This window comes from Glycomyces tenuis DSM 44171 (assembly GCF_000427885.1).
Taxonomy (GTDB): Bacteria; Actinomycetota; Actinomycetes; order Mycobacteriales; family Micromonosporaceae; genus Glycomyces; species Glycomyces tenuis.
Genome location: NZ_ATYW01000002.1, coordinates 299,012 through 312,266, shown reverse-complemented (window position 1 = coordinate 312,266; position 13,255 = coordinate 299,012). Strand labels below are relative to the sequence as shown.

The 13,255-nt window shown below is 71.5% G+C and carries 16 protein-coding genes and 1 pseudogene; 7 read left to right on the top strand and 10 right to left on the bottom strand.

The features are described 5' to 3' along the window. Nucleotides 1-10: 10 nt before the first annotated feature. The 3 genes from YWW_RS0104065 to YWW_RS0104055 all read right to left on the bottom strand — a co-directional run bounded on the left by YWW_RS0104065 (nucleotide 11) and on the right by YWW_RS0104055 (nucleotide 2,893). Nucleotides 11-1,057, bottom strand: coding sequence for a metal ABC transporter substrate-binding protein (locus YWW_RS0104065; protein ID WP_026929092.1), 1,047 nt, complete (start codon nucleotides 1,055-1,057; stop codon nucleotides 11-13). Nucleotides 1,058-1,187: 130 nt separating this feature from the next. Continuing rightward, nucleotides 1,188-1,892: a TIGR03943 family putative permease subunit gene (locus YWW_RS0104060; protein ID WP_026929091.1), complete on the bottom strand. Its 705-nt coding sequence runs from the start codon at nucleotides 1,890-1,892 to the stop codon at nucleotides 1,188-1,190. Further along, the gene (locus tag YWW_RS0104055; protein WP_026929090.1) at nucleotides 1,889-2,893 is read right to left on the bottom strand and encodes a permease; all 1,005 of its coding nucleotides are present in this window, start codon (nucleotides 2,891-2,893) and stop codon (nucleotides 1,889-1,891) included. Before YWW_RS0104055 ends, YWW_RS0104060 begins: the two co-directional genes overlap by 4 nt. 108 nt (nucleotides 2,894-3,001) lie before the next feature. On the opposite strand from YWW_RS0104055, the gene YWW_RS28240 reads away from it, so the two are divergent. Continuing rightward, the gene (locus YWW_RS28240) at nucleotides 3,002-3,937 is read left to right on the top strand and encodes an ion transporter (RefSeq protein WP_155829895.1); all 936 of its coding nucleotides are present in this window, start codon (nucleotides 3,002-3,004) and stop codon (nucleotides 3,935-3,937) included. A gap of 4 nt (nucleotides 3,938-3,941) precedes the next feature. Here YWW_RS28240 and YWW_RS0104045 read toward each other — a convergent pair whose 3' ends face one another. Continuing rightward, entirely contained in the window at nucleotides 3,942-4,736 is a 795-nt protein-coding gene (locus tag YWW_RS0104045; protein ID WP_026929089.1) for an isoprenyl transferase, read from the bottom strand. A gap of 139 nt (nucleotides 4,737-4,875) precedes the next feature. On the opposite strand from YWW_RS0104045, the gene YWW_RS0104040 reads away from it, so the two are divergent. From YWW_RS0104040 to YWW_RS38180, 3 genes and pseudogenes are all read left to right on the top strand, one after another. Further along, complete coding sequence (locus tag YWW_RS0104040) at nucleotides 4,876-5,544, top strand: alpha/beta hydrolase (protein ID WP_162145916.1); 669 nt, start codon at nucleotides 4,876-4,878, stop codon at nucleotides 5,542-5,544. Between the two features lie 92 nt (nucleotides 5,545-5,636). Then, nucleotides 5,637-5,885, top strand: a complete 249-nt coding sequence (locus tag YWW_RS28235) for a hypothetical protein (protein WP_035697126.1) — start codon at nucleotides 5,637-5,639, stop codon at nucleotides 5,883-5,885. A gap of 93 nt (nucleotides 5,886-5,978) precedes the next feature. Further along, a pseudogene (locus YWW_RS38180) lies at nucleotides 5,979-6,278 on the top strand (type II toxin-antitoxin system VapC family toxin); the annotation flags it as partial. A gap of 9 nt (nucleotides 6,279-6,287) precedes the next feature. On the opposite strand, the gene recO reads toward YWW_RS38180, so the two are convergent. Next, a complete protein-coding gene (gene recO / locus YWW_RS0104025; RefSeq protein ID WP_026929087.1) occupies nucleotides 6,288-7,034 on the bottom strand; it encodes a DNA repair protein RecO in 747 nt (248 codons plus the stop codon). A 98-nt stretch (nucleotides 7,035-7,132) separates the two neighbouring features. Between recO and YWW_RS0104020 the strand changes: the two genes are divergently transcribed. Then, entirely contained in the window at nucleotides 7,133-7,780 is a 648-nt protein-coding gene (locus YWW_RS0104020) for an MOSC domain-containing protein (RefSeq protein ID WP_026929086.1), read from the top strand. Nucleotides 7,781-7,841: 61 nt separating this feature from the next. On the opposite strand, the gene YWW_RS0104015 is transcribed toward YWW_RS0104020, so the two are convergent. Together YWW_RS0104015 and nfi are read right to left on the bottom strand one after the other, a co-directional pair. Continuing rightward, entirely contained in the window at nucleotides 7,842-8,300 is a 459-nt protein-coding gene (locus YWW_RS0104015) for a hypothetical protein (protein ID WP_026929085.1), read from the bottom strand. A gap of 71 nt (nucleotides 8,301-8,371) precedes the next feature. Next, complete coding sequence (gene nfi, locus YWW_RS0104010; protein ID WP_211228415.1) at nucleotides 8,372-9,076, bottom strand: deoxyribonuclease V; 705 nt, start codon at nucleotides 9,074-9,076, stop codon at nucleotides 8,372-8,374. 110 nt (nucleotides 9,077-9,186) lie between these two features. On the opposite strand from nfi, the gene YWW_RS0104005 reads away from it, so the two are divergent. Further along, nucleotides 9,187-10,236, top strand: a complete 1,050-nt coding sequence (locus YWW_RS0104005; protein WP_051325353.1) for an NAD-dependent epimerase/dehydratase family protein — start codon at nucleotides 9,187-9,189, stop codon at nucleotides 10,234-10,236. A 35-nt stretch (nucleotides 10,237-10,271) separates the two neighbouring features. Here YWW_RS0104005 and YWW_RS28230 read toward each other — a convergent pair whose 3' ends face one another. Continuing rightward, entirely contained in the window at nucleotides 10,272-10,913 is a 642-nt protein-coding gene (locus YWW_RS28230; protein WP_051325352.1) for a hypothetical protein, read from the bottom strand. 349 nt (nucleotides 10,914-11,262) lie between these two features. On the opposite strand from YWW_RS28230, the gene YWW_RS0103995 reads away from it, so the two are divergent. Then, the gene (locus YWW_RS0103995) at nucleotides 11,263-11,661 is read left to right on the top strand and encodes a hypothetical protein (RefSeq protein ID WP_026929082.1); all 399 of its coding nucleotides are present in this window, start codon (nucleotides 11,263-11,265) and stop codon (nucleotides 11,659-11,661) included. Between the two features lie 97 nt (nucleotides 11,662-11,758). Here the strand turns inward: YWW_RS0103995 and YWW_RS0103990 are convergent, their stop codons facing one another. Next, entirely contained in the window at nucleotides 11,759-12,868 is a 1,110-nt protein-coding gene (locus YWW_RS0103990; protein ID WP_035697285.1) for a uroporphyrinogen-III synthase, read from the bottom strand. 5 nt (nucleotides 12,869-12,873) lie between these two features. Next, nucleotides 12,874-13,254 carry a nitrite reductase small subunit NirD gene (nirD, locus tag YWW_RS28225; RefSeq protein WP_051325351.1) on the bottom strand — a complete coding sequence of 127 codons (381 nt, stop codon included), beginning with the start codon at nucleotides 13,252-13,254 and terminating at the stop codon, nucleotides 12,874-12,876. Between the last annotated feature and the right edge of the window lies 1 nt (nucleotide 13,255).

Here is a 13,255-nt window from a genome sequence, read left to right as displayed (position 1 = left end):
TCATTGTCGCTCAGGCCGCGCCGAGCGCCGTCTGCAACGCCGCGAGGTTGTCGCGCATGACGGTGAAGTAGTCGGCGCCCTCCTGGTCGTCGGTGAGCCCTTCGAGGGGGTCGAGGACGGCGGTGGCGGCGCCGGTCTCGGCGGCGAGCGTCTCGGCGATGTCGGGCGAGACGAGGGTCTCGAAGAAGATCGTGGTGACGTCGTGGCTCTCGACGAACTCGGCGATCTCGGCCATGCGGGCGCTGTCGGGTTCCTGGTCGGGGCTGACGCCGGAGATGGCGATCTGGTGGAGTCCGTAGCGGTCGGCGAGGTAGCCGAAGGCGGCGTGGGAGGTGACGATGTCGTCGGAGGCGCGGTTCGCGAGCCCTTCGGTGAACTCGGCGTCGAGTTCGGTGAGCGCGGCGGTGAAGTCCTCGGCGCCGGTGGTGTAGGCCTCGGCGTTCGCCTCGTCGATGCCGGCGAGGCCGTCGGCGACGGCCTCGCCGATGGCCGAGTAGCGGATCGGGTCGAGCCAGACATGGGGGTCGGTGCCCTCGGTCGCGTGCTCGTGGTCGTGGTCCTCTTCTTCGGCGTGCTCGCCCTCGGAGTGGCTCTCCTCGGCGTGCTCGTCGTGGCTGTGGGACTCCTCGCCGTGCTCGTCCTCGGAGTGGGACTCCTCGCCGTGATCGTGGTCCTCGAGGTTCTCGGTGTCCTCGCTGTAGTCGAGGAGCTCGACGGCGGAGCCGACTTCGAGGGCCTTGTCGGAGGCGTACTCGCTGACGGCCTCGTCGAATTCGGGCATGAAGCCCTCGAGGTAGACGATGTAGTCGGCCTCTTCGATGGCGGCGATGTCGCTGGGGGCGAGTTCGAGGTCGTGCGGCTCCTGGCCGGCCGGGGTGAGGTTGGACACGTTGACGTGGTCGCCGCCGACCTGTTCGGCCGCGAAGGCGAGCGGGTAGAAGGCGGCCACGACGTCGATCTCGCCGTCGGAGGAGGCGGAGTCGCCGTCGCCGCAGGCGGCGAGGGCGGCCGCCGCGAGGAGCCCGGCGGCGGGCACTGTGAGCATTGTTCGGCGCATACCGGAAACCTTGCCCAGAGATGACAATCATTGTCAACATCTAATGTATGGAGGGCGGTCCTGCCACAAGCCTCTCACCTGCGGTGACGCTCCACGCCGCTGCGGGCGCGAGCGGAACTCATGACAGGTATCACTGGTATTCGTTGTCAGGAGCGGCGATCTCGGTGACCGACTCCACCTCGATGTACGGGATGAGCTCCCCGTTGATCTCGTCGCGGCCCTGGCGCGGCGAGTAGACGCCGACGACCTCCACCCACTGGTCCGGCTCCAGGCCTTCGGGGACCTCGCCGTCGAAACCGATCTTGACCGGGCGGGCGTCGGCCGCGCAGCAGGAGACGACCATGCGCGCCAGTTGCGGCTCGTCGCCGTTGTAGAGGATGAAGCCGCTCAACTGGATCCGGTGGCCTTCGAGGGTGCGGCCCTCGTCGAAGACCGCGCGGGCGGCGTAGTCGAGCAGCGCCAGCTCGACGGGGTCCTCGTCGTCGGGCAGCTCGGGATAGCCCGCGCGTCCCTCCTCGGAGCCGACGGCGGTGCCGCTGCGTTCGGCGTCGTAGGAGCCGAGCGCGTTCGGGGCCACCAGGAGCATCCCGACGACCGGCGCGAGCAGCAGCCAGGCGACCTTGGGATCGCCGTGGCCGTCGTGCCCGGCCTCGGGCCGGTCCCGCCAGACGTCCCATACCGTCACCGCAGCGACGGTGATCAGGGCGAGCCCGGCGGGCACGATGAGCCAGAGCGCGGAGGGCTTGACGTAGTCCAGGTAGTCGCCGGTGACCGCCAGGCGGAGCAGGCCGCCGCCGAGGAGGAGCAGGACCACCGCCTGCGCGTCGCGCCTCACAGCAGCACCGCCCCGGTCAGGGCGGCGGCGCCGAGGGCCGCGGCGAACACGGCGGGCGCGAACCTGACGGCGAAGCCCCGCCCGAAGGTGGCGGCGTGCATGGCCGCGAGTTTGACGTCGACGAACGGGCCGACGACCATGAACGCCAGCTTCGCGGTGGGCGAGAACTGGGTGAGCGAGGCGGCCACGAAGGCGTCGGCCTCCGAGCACATCGACACCAGGACGGCCAGGGCGGCGAGCGCGAGCACGCCGAGGACGGGGTGCTCGGCGAGCGGCGCCAGCCAGGCTTCGGGGATGAGCGTGTTCAGCGTGGCCGCGATCGCCGCGCCGATGACGAGGTAGCCGCCCGCGTGGAAGAAGTCGTGGCGGATCGCCGACCAGAACGCGGCCCACCGGCCGCCGTCGTGGTGGCGGTGGGCGGGCAGGCGCAGCCACTCGGTCCTGCCGAGCCTGATCCACAGCCAGCCGATGGCGACCGCCGCGCCGAGCGAGGCGGTGAGCCGGGCCCACACCATCTCGGGCTGCCCGGGGAAGGCGACGAAGGTGGAGACGAGCACGATCGGGTTGATCGCCGGGGAGGCGAGCATGAACGTCAGGGCCGCCGCGGGGGCCACGCCGCGTCTGACCAGCGCTCCGGCGACGGGCACCGAGGCGCATTCGCAGCCGGGCAGGACCGCGCCGCAGGCGCCCGCGACCGGCACGGCCAGGGCGGGGCGGCCGGGCAGGACGCGGTGGAAGAAGCCGGCGGGCACGAACGCCGCGATCGCCGAGGAGAGCACGACGCCCAGCGTCAGGAACGGGACGGCCTGGACCATGACGGCGACGAACCGGGCCATCCAGGCCTGGGCGGCCGCCTCGCCGAACAGTTCGACCAGGCCGGGACGGGCGGTGAGCCCGAAGACCAGGAGCAGCGCGAGGACCTCGATCGAGGTCAGTCCGCGGCGGCGGCGCGCGGGCGCGCGCTCGGCGGTGTCGCTGTGCTCGGCGACGTCTTGGCTCACGTCACCATTCTGCGGTACGCGCGGGGCCGTGCGGTACAGGCCTCGCGCGGGCGGCGCGGCGCAAGCCTCGGGCGGACGGGTGTGCCAGGAGTGATTACCCTGTTGTCCGTGCAAGTTTCCTCACCCGGGTCGTCGTCGAAGCCGCGGACCGCCGATACCACCGTGCCGGGCGTCTGCCGTGCGCTGCTGCGGTCGACCCGCTTCCAGGTCCTGTCGATGTCCGTGATCGTGCTCAACGGCGCGGTGCTGGGCGCGATGACGTTCGAGAGGGCCGTGCGGAGCGCCGGCGACTTCCTGGTGTGGGTCGACCACGTGTGCCTGGCGTTCTTCACCTTGGAGGTGGCGATCGGCCTGGTCTCGTACGGGCGGCGGCCGTGGCGGTTCTTCCGCCAGGGCTGGAACGTGTTCGACTTCGCGATCGTGGTGGCCTCGTTCCTGCCGGGGCTGCGGGAGAACGTGACGATCCTGCGGCTGCTGAGGCTGGCGCGGGTGGTGCGGATCTTCAGGTCGATGCCGTCGCTGCGGCTCATCCTGGTGGCGGCGGGGAAGGCGCTGCCGAAGTCGGCGGGGGTGTTCGCGCTGACCGGCGTGATCATGTACCTGTGGGCGATGATCGGGTGGATCGCGTTCGGCGAGTCCGATGGGGAGCGTTTCGAGACGGTCGGGACGGCGCTGCTGACGCTGTTCCAGCTCGTGGCCTTCGACGACATGGGCAACATCATGCGCGAGAGCATGGAGGAGAACCTGTGGACGCTCCCGTACTACGTGGTGTTCGTGCTGTTCGGGGCGTTCATACTGGTGAACATCCTGATCGGCGTGGTGCTGGCCTCGATGGAGGAGGCGCAGCGGATCGACGACGAGGACGGCCAGGTGTCGGCCGACACCGCGGTGCTGCTGGCGCGCATCGACAAACTGCAGAGCACTGTGGACGAACTGGTGGTGCGGCGTGAGGAGGCCAAGGAGTACACGCCGTTCAAGTACCCCGGCCAGGAACCGCGCTCGGCGGTCCCCGACTCGCCGTCGGACCGCCTGAACAGCGCCTAGGGATTCAGGCCGCGGACTCGGCGACCGGATTCGGTTCGGCCCCGCCGAACCTCCGGTCCCGGCGGGCGTAGGTCTCGCAGGCCTGCCACAGGTGGCGGCGGTCGAAGTCGGGCCACAGGACGTCCATGTAGACCAGCTCGGCATAGGCCGACTGCCACGGCAGGAAGTTCGAGGTGCGCTGCTCCCCCGAGGGCCGCAGGAACAGGTCCACGTCGGGCAGGTCCGGGTTGTACAGGTACCGCGCGAAGGTCTTCTCCGTCACCCGGTCGGGATTGACCTTGCCGGCCTTGACGTCCCGCGCCAGCGCCGCCGCCGCGTCGGCGATCTCGGCCCTGCCGCCGTAGTTCACGCAGAACTGGAGCGTGATCTTGTCGTTGTGCCTCGACATCCGCTCGGCCACCTGGAGTTCCGAGATGACGCTCTTCCACAGCCTCGGCCGCCGCCCGGCCCAGCGGATGCGCACGCCCATCGCGTGCAGCTCGTCGCGGCGGCGGTGGATCACGTCGCGGTTGAAGCCCATGAGCCAGCGCACCTCGTCGGGGCTGCGCCGCCAGTTCTCGGTGGAGAACGCGTAGGCCGACAGCGTCCCGATGCCCATCTCGATCGCGCCCTCGATGACGTCGAACAGCGAGGCCTCGCCCATCGCGTGGCCCTCGGTGCGTTTGAGGCCGCGCTCCTTGGCCCAGCGGCCGTTGCCGTCCATGACGATCGCGACGTGCCGCGGGATCAGCTCGCGGGGCAGGCGGGGCGGCGTCGCACCGGACGGGTGCGGCTTGGGCGGCTCATAGGTGCGGCTCACGGGACCTCCATCGATGCGGACGGGACTCGATCTTAGTCGCGCCTGCTACGTTGAAGCCCGTGGAACCTCTCAACGTCGACCACCACGGCCGCACCCTCCGCGGCGTCATCCACCTCCCCCGGCGGACGCCGGCCCCGCCGTGGTGATCTGCCACGGCCTCAGCGGCAGCCGCTTGGACATGGGCGGCGCCTACGTGCGGCTGGCCGGGCGGCTCACCGAGCACGGCATCGCCTTCTACCGCTTCGATTTCGCCGGGTGCGGCGAATCCGACGGCGAGCCCGCCGACTTCACCGTCTCCGACCGCGTCTCCCAAGTCGGGGCGGTCGTCGATCGGCTGGCGGAGCACCAGGCGGTCGACGCCGACCGCATCTCGCTGCTCGGTATGAGCATGGGAGGCCTGGTCGCGGTGGTGGTGGCCGGGACGCGCCCGGTGCGGTCGCTCGCGCTGTGGGCTCCGGCCGGCGGCAGCGCCGACATGGACCACTGGACCGAGGAGCACGTCTGGGGGCCGCTGCGCGAGAACGGCTACGTCGACATGGGCGGCTGGCCGGTCACCGCGGCGTTCTTCGACGACGTGCGCGGCATCGACCAGTTCACCGCCGCCTCCCGCCACGGCGGCCCGGCCCTGCTCGCAGGAGGCGCCGAGGACGATCTGATGGACCCGAAGCTCACCGAGCCCTATCGGCGGGTCTGGGGCGACCGCCTGGAAGAGCTCCTGATCGAGGGCGTCGGACACGACTTCGGCGCCGTCGCGGCGCGCGAGCGCCTCCTCGCGGTCACCGAGGAGTTCCTGTCCCGGACCGCCTAGCGCGCGAGGCGGTCCGGACTTAACGACCCGCCGAACACGCCGCGACACGCGATATGACAAGAGTTCAGAAGGATCTTCCATATCCTGTGCGCATGCAGAAGAGCTACGCTGGTCCGATGGACATCATCGACCGAATGCCCGATGAGGCCCGTGCCTACTGGGAGCGGCGGGCGAAGGTCGCCGGGGTGTCCCTCAACGAATACCTTCTTCAGAAGCTCATCCGCGATGCCGCGGCGCCGAGCAACCGTGAGCTGTTCGAAGAGATCGACCGGGAGGCCACCGCTCACCTGTCGAGCGAGGAAGCCGTCGAGATCCTCCGCGAGCTGAGGGAGTCCCGGTGATCGTAGTCGACGCCTCGGTGCTCGCACCCTCGCTCATCGATTCGGACCCGACGGTGAGAACCTCCGCACCAGCTCGTCGGTTACGAACTCGTCGGTCCCCAGCTGGTCGACCTGGAGATCATCTCCGTCATCAGACAGCGATGCCGGACCGGCAAGCTGACCGACCCCGAAGCGGATAAAGCCCTCCGGAACCTTTCAAAATTGGCGATCGAGCGGTTTCCGCATCAGCTGATGCGGGGGCGTATCCGGGAACTGCGGCACAACCTGACCCCGTACGACGCCTCCTACGTCACGCTGGCCGAGGAGTCGAACGCCGTTCTCCGGACACGGGACAAACGCATGGCGAACGCCCCCGGCATTCGCTGCAAGACCTTCATACCTCCGTCTGTATGACACTGGGGGTCAGTGCGGCACGTACTTCAGGGTTCGCAGTGGGCGCTCGGAGTGCCATTGGAAGTGGGCGGCGATCAGCCCGGCCGCCTCGGTGCGCTCGCGGCCGTCGACGCCGACCGCGTGCTGCCAGTCCCCCGCCTCCAGGGCCCGCATGAGCTCCATCGACGAGGGCATCGGGACCGACGCCCCGCCGGGCCGGCAGTCGCGGCACACCGCGCCGCCGGCGGCGACGGCGAACGCCCGGTGCTCGCCGTCCTTGCCGCAGCTGGCGCACTCGTTGAGCGAGGGCGCCCAGCCGGCGCTCTTCATGCCGCGCAGCAGGTAGGAGTCCATGATCAGGACCGCGGGCAGGTCGGTCTCGGCCAGGGCCCGGAAGGCCCCGAGCGTGAGCTGGAAGACGTCCAGGTCGGCCTGGTGGTCCTCGGGCACGAGCCGCTCGGCGGCCTCGGCGATGACGCACGCGGCCGTGTACGAGGCCCAGTCGGCGCTGATCGCGCCGCCCGAGAGGTGCAGGCCGACGGCCTGGGTGACGGTGTGGAGCTCGCCGCGGCCCTCGATGAGCTGGAGGTCGACGTGCCCGAAGGGGGCGAGGCGGGCCCCGAACTTCGACGAGGTGCGCCGCAGGCCCTTGGCGACGGCGCGGAAGCGGCCGTGGCGGCGGCCCAGCAGCGAGACGATGGAGTCGGCCTCGCCGAGTTTGAAGGTGCGCAGCACCACCGCGTCGTCGCGAAAGAGCTTCCTGGTACTGACCCCCACGCCACCACTCTAACCGGCCCCGCCGACAGCCCGTCCGAGTCGGCACCGGCGCCGAAATCCGATTGATGCCCCTGCTTCTGCCCGTTATGCTCCCGCTCATGCGCATCCTCTCGGTCAACATCGGCAGGCCTCGGCCCAACCCGTGGAAGGACGATCCCGGGTTCACGGCCATCGACAAGCGGCCGGTGTCCGGTCCGGTCGCGGTGACCGCGCCCGGCCCGAAGGGCGACGGCAGTGTGGGGCTGGCCGGGGACCGGGTCGGCGACGTGCAGCACCATGGCGGCACCTACCAGGCGGTGTACGCCTACTCGCGGGAGGACTACGACCATTTCGAGGTGCTGCTCGGACGCGAGCTGCGGGCCGGGGTGTTCGGCGAGAACCTCACCGTCGAGGGCCACGATCTGAGCGAGGCGAGGATCGGCGAGCGCTGGCGCGGCGCCGACGGCCTGGTCTTGGAGGTCACGGCCGCGAGGACCCCGTGCAACACCTTCCGCGGCTGGATGGACGCGCGGGGCTGGCTGAAGACCTTCACGCGGGAGGCCAGGCCCGGGGCGTACCTGAGCGTGGTCGAGCCCGGCGCGGTGGAGCAGGGCGGCGAGCTGGAAGTGGTCGACCGCCCGGACCACGACGTCACGGTCGCGATGTTCTTCAAGGCGGCCATGGGCGAGCGGGAACTGATCCCGAGGGTCTTGGAGGCGCCGTCTCTGGCCCCGGCCGAGGCGGCCTTCCTCCGCTCCCGCGCATAGCGGGCGGTCCCGGCTCGACGGGCCGGGGCCGCCGCGACATCAGTGCGTTCCGGGACCGGATTCAGGGAGTGACCGGCTCCAGTCGGTCTTTTCGGAAGTGGGCGTTGGCACTCGGGGTGAACATCAGGGCGGTCGCCACGACCACCGCCGCTATGTGGACCATGCGGACCGCGAGGAACGGGACCGCGAGTTCGCCGCCGGAGCCGAAGGCGTCCACGAAGCCCTCGCCGTCGGCCATCGCCAGCGCCGGGGGCACGACCATCGAGGCCAGGCCGATCGTCGACAGCAGGACCGCGAGGCCGACGCGGGCCCAGCGGCGCCCTTGGGTGAAGAGGACGACCAGCAGCGCGGCCCCGGTGTAGACGAGCGAGCGCAGCCCGATGTTGACCCAGACTCCGGCCTCCAGGCCGCCTTCGCTCGCGATCTCGGTGACGGCCAGGCCCGTCTCGGCGACGCCCGCGGCCACCGCGACCGCCCACAGCAGCGCCGCCGACTTGACTTGCTTAGGTGTTGTGCTCATGCGCTCAACGCTATGGTCGCGGCCCGGACCGAACCATCCTGCGAGCGCCCGTCTTCCAGGTGGGGGAGGCCCTACCGCGCCTCTTCGGCGGCCGCGAGACGGCGGCGGCCGAGGTGGTCGGCCGCGCGGATCGGCTCGGGCAGGCGGTAGTCGGGGGCGAGTTCGAGGACGAGCTCGCGCGCGGTGTCCAGTGTGCACCGGTGACCGACCGAGACGTAGATCGGCTTGACCTCCTCGCGGGTCCGCAGCGCGCAGCCGATGACCTCCTCGCCGCTGTGGATCGGGCTCCAGTCGCCGCGCCTGGTGCCGGGTTCGGCCACCGAGACGTGCGGCGGGCTCTTCGCCACGCCGATCGAGGGCACGTCGAGGACGACGCCGAGATGGCAGGCCAGGCCGAACCGCCTGGGATGGGCGAGCCCGTAGCCGTCGCAGACGAAGACGTCCGGGGTCACCTTCAGGGACTCGACCGCACGCAGCAGCATCGGCAGCTCGCGGAAGGCCAGCAGGCCGGGCACGTACGGGAAGTCGGACCGCCCGCGCACCACCGCCTGGTCGAGCACCTCCAGGTCGCCGCGGCGCAGGACGACCGCGGTCGCCACCACGTCGTCGCCGTCCTTGTCGTAGGCGATGTCGAGGCCCGCGACGGTCTCGACGGCGCCGGCCGGATCGGCGACGACGACGCAGCTCGCCAGCTCCGCCTGCATCGCCACCGCCTCGGCCTCGTCGGCCGGCAGGCGGGCGTACCGCTGGTCGGGGTGGTGTTCGTCAGCACTCACGCCGCAAGCCTAACGAAGTGCCGACCGGCGCTCGAGGCCCGTTGGCCCCGGTCCTTCCGCTGTCGGTGAACGCCCTTGCCTTCCATCGGGGTCGCGACGATCATCAGGGGATGACCGATCAGCAGCAGCGGATGCTCGTCCTCGGCGGCACCGTCTACCTGTCCAAGGCGATCGCCGGGCAGGCCGTCGCCCGCGGCTGGGAGGTGGCGGTCGCCGCGCGCGGCGAGAGCGGCGAGCCTCCCGAAGACGTGGAGTTCATTCGCATCGATCGCAGTGACGACAAGGGCGTCGAGCCGCTCCGCGGCCGGTCCTTCGACGCCGTCGTCGACGTCGCCCGCATCCCGGCCCAGGTCGGGCGGGTACTCGACGTCCTGGCCGACTCGGTGGGCCACTGGACGTTCGTGTCGTCGATCTCGGTGTACGCCGACCACTCGCGCCCCGACTCCGAGGTGCTCGAGCCCACCGGTCCGGACGACGAGGACCCCGACATCGAGCTGTACGGCCGCAACAAGGTCGCCTGCGAGAACCTCGTCCGGGAACGCTTGGGCGACAAGGCGTTCATTCCCAGACCGGGGCTCATCATCGGCGCCGGCGACAACGTCGACCGCGTCGGCCACTGGCCGCTGCGGATCGCCGAGGGCGGCGAGGTGCTCGCCCCCGGCCGGCCCGAGCGGCTCGTCCAGTGGGTCGACGTCGCCGACCTCGCGTCGTGGATCCTGGACGCGGCGGAGCGGCGTTTGAGCGGCACCTACGACGCCATCGGCGCGCCGGTCGGCATGGCCGCGTTCCTCGAGGGGATCGCCGACGCCCTCACCGGGCTCGGCGTCACGGCCGAGCGGCCCGCGTTCACGTGGGTGCCGCAGGACTTCCTCCTCGAGCACGGCGTCGTCCCGTGGGCGGGGCCCGACTCGCTGGGCCTGTGGCTGCCCGAGCCCGACTACGACGGGATGACCGCCCACGATCCGGGCCCGGCGGCCGACGCGGGGCTCGAGCTCTCCCCGCTGGGCGCCACCGTCGAGCGCTGGTGGCGGGCCAACGCCGAAGCGCCGGAGTTGCACGCGGGGCTCTCCCGCGAGAAGGAGGGCGCGGTGCTGGGCGCCTGGCACGACCGGGAGCGCGGCTTCGCCGTGCCGCCGCCGGACTGGAAGCAGCCGCAATAGGCGAACGGCCCCGCCCTTCGGGCGGGGCCGTCGTGCTACCGGCCGGGGTGGGGCGGCGGCCCGGGGGCGTTCGGCGGCGACCCCTGGCCGTAGGGCGGCTGCTGCCCGTACGGGGGCTGGCCGGGGTAGGGCTGCTGCGCGGTCGGCTCCTTGCGGAAGAACTCGTTCGAGGCCGGCAGGGCCAGCAGGATGATGACGGCCAGCGAGCCGAGGATGAACAGCAGCACCGAGATCCACTCCAGTGCGTTCACCCACCCCGGCGTGGCGTCCTCGAGCGCCTGCGTGACCTCGTCGTTGTACTCCTCGCCGTTGACGGTGTACGTGCTGGCGCCGATCTGGTTGACGATCCCGCCGAAGCCGCAGCACAGCAGCGCGATGCCCGCCAGGATCCAGGTGAGGATCCGCGCGGGCCGCTTGCCGGCGTTGTCGAGGACGCCGAGCACGACGTAGAAGACCGCGAAGATGAGGTAGACGACGGCGATCCCGACGAAGACGACCGACACGAGGGTCGAGACGTCGTCGGCGGTGATGCCCGCATCGGCGAACGACGGGTCGGAGGCCACCTGGTCTTCGACGGTGTCCTTGACCGCGCTCTGGACCGAGAACTGCGCGATCGCGGTGGCGACGAGGACGAGCGCGGTGAGGTACATGATCCACACCGCGACGGTGACGGTCATCGGCCGCCGCCTCGGTTCCGGCGGCGGCGCGGGTTGCTGGGGATACTGAGGCGGCGGTGCGTAGGCCATGGCGCTCTCCGTTTCCGTGGTCGGGCCGGCACCGCCGTGCGGATCCCGGACGGATCGCGGCGACCGCCGCGAGAGCTCCGGTCCTGCTTGGACGCACTCGGTGACCGTTCCGTTTTATCGCAGTCATCCCGAGTTTTCCCAGTTTCGCCCGAATGTAACGCGCAGCGGGCGGGCAAAGCGGAAGCGCCGAACGGCGCGGCCGTGAGGCCCGGTCGCGTCGGCGGCGGTCCGCGGCGTTCACTACGCTGGGCGGCGGCACCGGCGACGGAGGCGAGATCCCATGGCGCTCCAGAAGAACCAGCGCACGCTGCTGCGAGGCATCCCGGGCCCGATCCTGGCCGTGATCGCGATCCTGTGGATCACGGCGGCCTTGGGGCTGGTGGACTCCGGCGGCGACTGGGCCGACTACACCGACCGCGCCGACCGCGATCCGATCACCGGCTTCCTGCTGATCTGCCTGATCGTCGCCGACCTCGTCAACGCGGTGCTCGGCTTCGCGATCCAGATGCGCTGGAACTGGGCGCGCTCGTACGCCATCACGCTGAGCCTGGTCCGCGCCGCCGCGGCGGCGATCGCCGCGGTCACCGGCGACATGTCGGCGCTCGTCCTGATCGCGGTCTACCTCGTGATCGTCGTCCTCATGATCCTGCCGTCCGCGGCGGCCTGGTTCGACGGATAGGGCGTCCTCGGTCGCGGCGTACCGGCTCGGCGGCGCCGTGATCGTCGTGATCCTCGCCGGCGCGAGGTCCTCCGAGCGGTGGTGCGAGGAGCAGCGCTCAGGTCTCCAGGTTGAGCCGGTAGCCGCGCTTGATGACCGTCTCCACGCAGGAGCGGAGGTTCACCGCGTCCCGCAGGCGCGTCACCGCCATCTCCACGGCGTGCCCGTCGGCGCCCCTGGGCAGGTGGCCCAGCAGCTCGGCGCGCGAGAGGACCTTCCCGTCGGCGCTCGCCAGGGCCCGTATGACGGCCATCGGCGCGGGCGGGAGCTGGTAGGGCTCGTCGTCGAGCAGGACCATGTGGCCGCGCAGCTCGATCCGGTGGCCCGTGGCGAGCATGAGCCTGCGCGAGCGCTTCGGCAGCGCCGAGGCCACGGTGCGGACCAGGGCGCCGAGCCGGGCGCGCTGCGGCTGGACGACGTCGACGCCGAGCCGCACCAGGGGCGCGGCGGTCACCGGCCCCACCGCGACCGGGAGGACGCCGTTGTCCTCGGCCGGTGCGCGCAGGGCCTCCAGCATGTCCGCCGCCTGGTCTCCGGCGATGCGCAGGAGCGCGTTGGCGGCGGGCGCGGAAGTGAAGGTCACCGCGTCGATCCTGCGGGCGCAGATCGCGTCGACGAGGCGTTGCACGGGCGTGATGTCGGTCGGGAGCGTCCACCGGTAGACCGGGACGGGCACGGCCGCGCCGCCGCCGTCGCGGACGGTGTGGATGAAGTCCTCGGCCGGATCGCCGTGGAGCTGGATCGCCACCCGCTGCCCGCCGACGCCGCGCCCTTTGAGGTACTCGACGACTTCGGTGCCGGTCTCGGAGGGCGCCGTCCACTCCTCGGTGAGCCCGGCGGCGCGCACCGCGCCGAGGGCCTTGGGCCCCCGGCACAGGATCCGCGCGCCGGCCATGACGCGCAGCAGGTCGTCGCCCATGCCCCAGCCTTCGGCGGCCTCCAGCCAGCCGCGGAAGCCGATCCCGGTGGTCGCCACGATCACGTCGGGCGCCTCCCGGATGAGCTCCACGGTGGCGGCGCGCAGCGCCTCGTCGTCGGGCAGCGGCACGATCCGCAGGGTCGGCGCGACGACGGTGCGCGCGCCGCGGCGTTCCAGCAGCGCGGCGAGCTCGTCGGCGCGGCGCTGGGCGGTCACTGCGACGGTGTATCCGGTGAGCGGTGCGAGCACGTTCTTCACTCCCGTGTCCGACTGTGGCGGCGCGGCGGCGGCTCGGGCCATAACACGGCCGCTCTGACGTCCGCGCCGACGCGGACCTCGCCGTCGACGACTTCGACGGCGAAGACCTCCAGGGCGGTGTCCTCGTCGTCGAGGCACCGGCCGGTCTTGAGCGAGAACACCTGCTTGAGCAGCGGCGAGGCCACGGTCGGCTCGCCGCCCCTGTCGCCGACGATGCCGCGGCTCATGACGTGCGCGCCGGTGAACGGGTCCCGGTTGGACAGCGCGAAGAGGCTGTCGTCGGGGAGCCGGAACACGGCGATCTGGGTGCCGTCCGCCAGGAGCGCGGCGGCTCCGCGTCCGGGGACCAGGCGGTCGAATGCGCAGATTGCTTCCATG

Excerpts from the sequence above, each read along its gene's own strand:
- YWW_RS0104065 (WP_026929092.1), bottom strand. The coding sequence starts at position 1,057 with ATGCGCCGAACAATGCTCACAGTGCCCGCCGCCGGGCTCCTCGCGGCG.
- YWW_RS28235 (WP_035697126.1), top strand. The coding sequence starts at position 5,637 with ATGCAGAAGAGCTACGCTGGTCCGATGGACATCATCGACCGAATGCCC.
- YWW_RS0104020 (WP_026929086.1), top strand. The coding sequence starts at position 7,133 with ATGCGCATCCTCTCGGTCAACATCGGCAGGCCTCGGCCCAACCCGTGG.
- YWW_RS0104015 (WP_026929085.1), bottom strand. The coding sequence starts at position 8,300 with ATGAGCACAACACCTAAGCAAGTCAAGTCGGCGGCGCTGCTGTGGGCG.
- YWW_RS0104005 (WP_051325353.1), top strand. The coding sequence starts at position 9,187 with ATGACCGATCAGCAGCAGCGGATGCTCGTCCTCGGCGGCACCGTCTAC.
- YWW_RS28230 (WP_051325352.1), bottom strand. The coding sequence starts at position 10,913 with ATGACCGTCACCGTCGCGGTGTGGATCATGTACCTCACCGCGCTCGTC.
- YWW_RS0103995 (WP_026929082.1), top strand. The coding sequence starts at position 11,263 with ATGGCGCTCCAGAAGAACCAGCGCACGCTGCTGCGAGGCATCCCGGGC.
- nirD (WP_051325351.1), bottom strand. The coding sequence starts at position 13,254 with ATGGAAGCAATCTGCGCATTCGACCGCCTGGTCCCCGGACGCGGAGCC.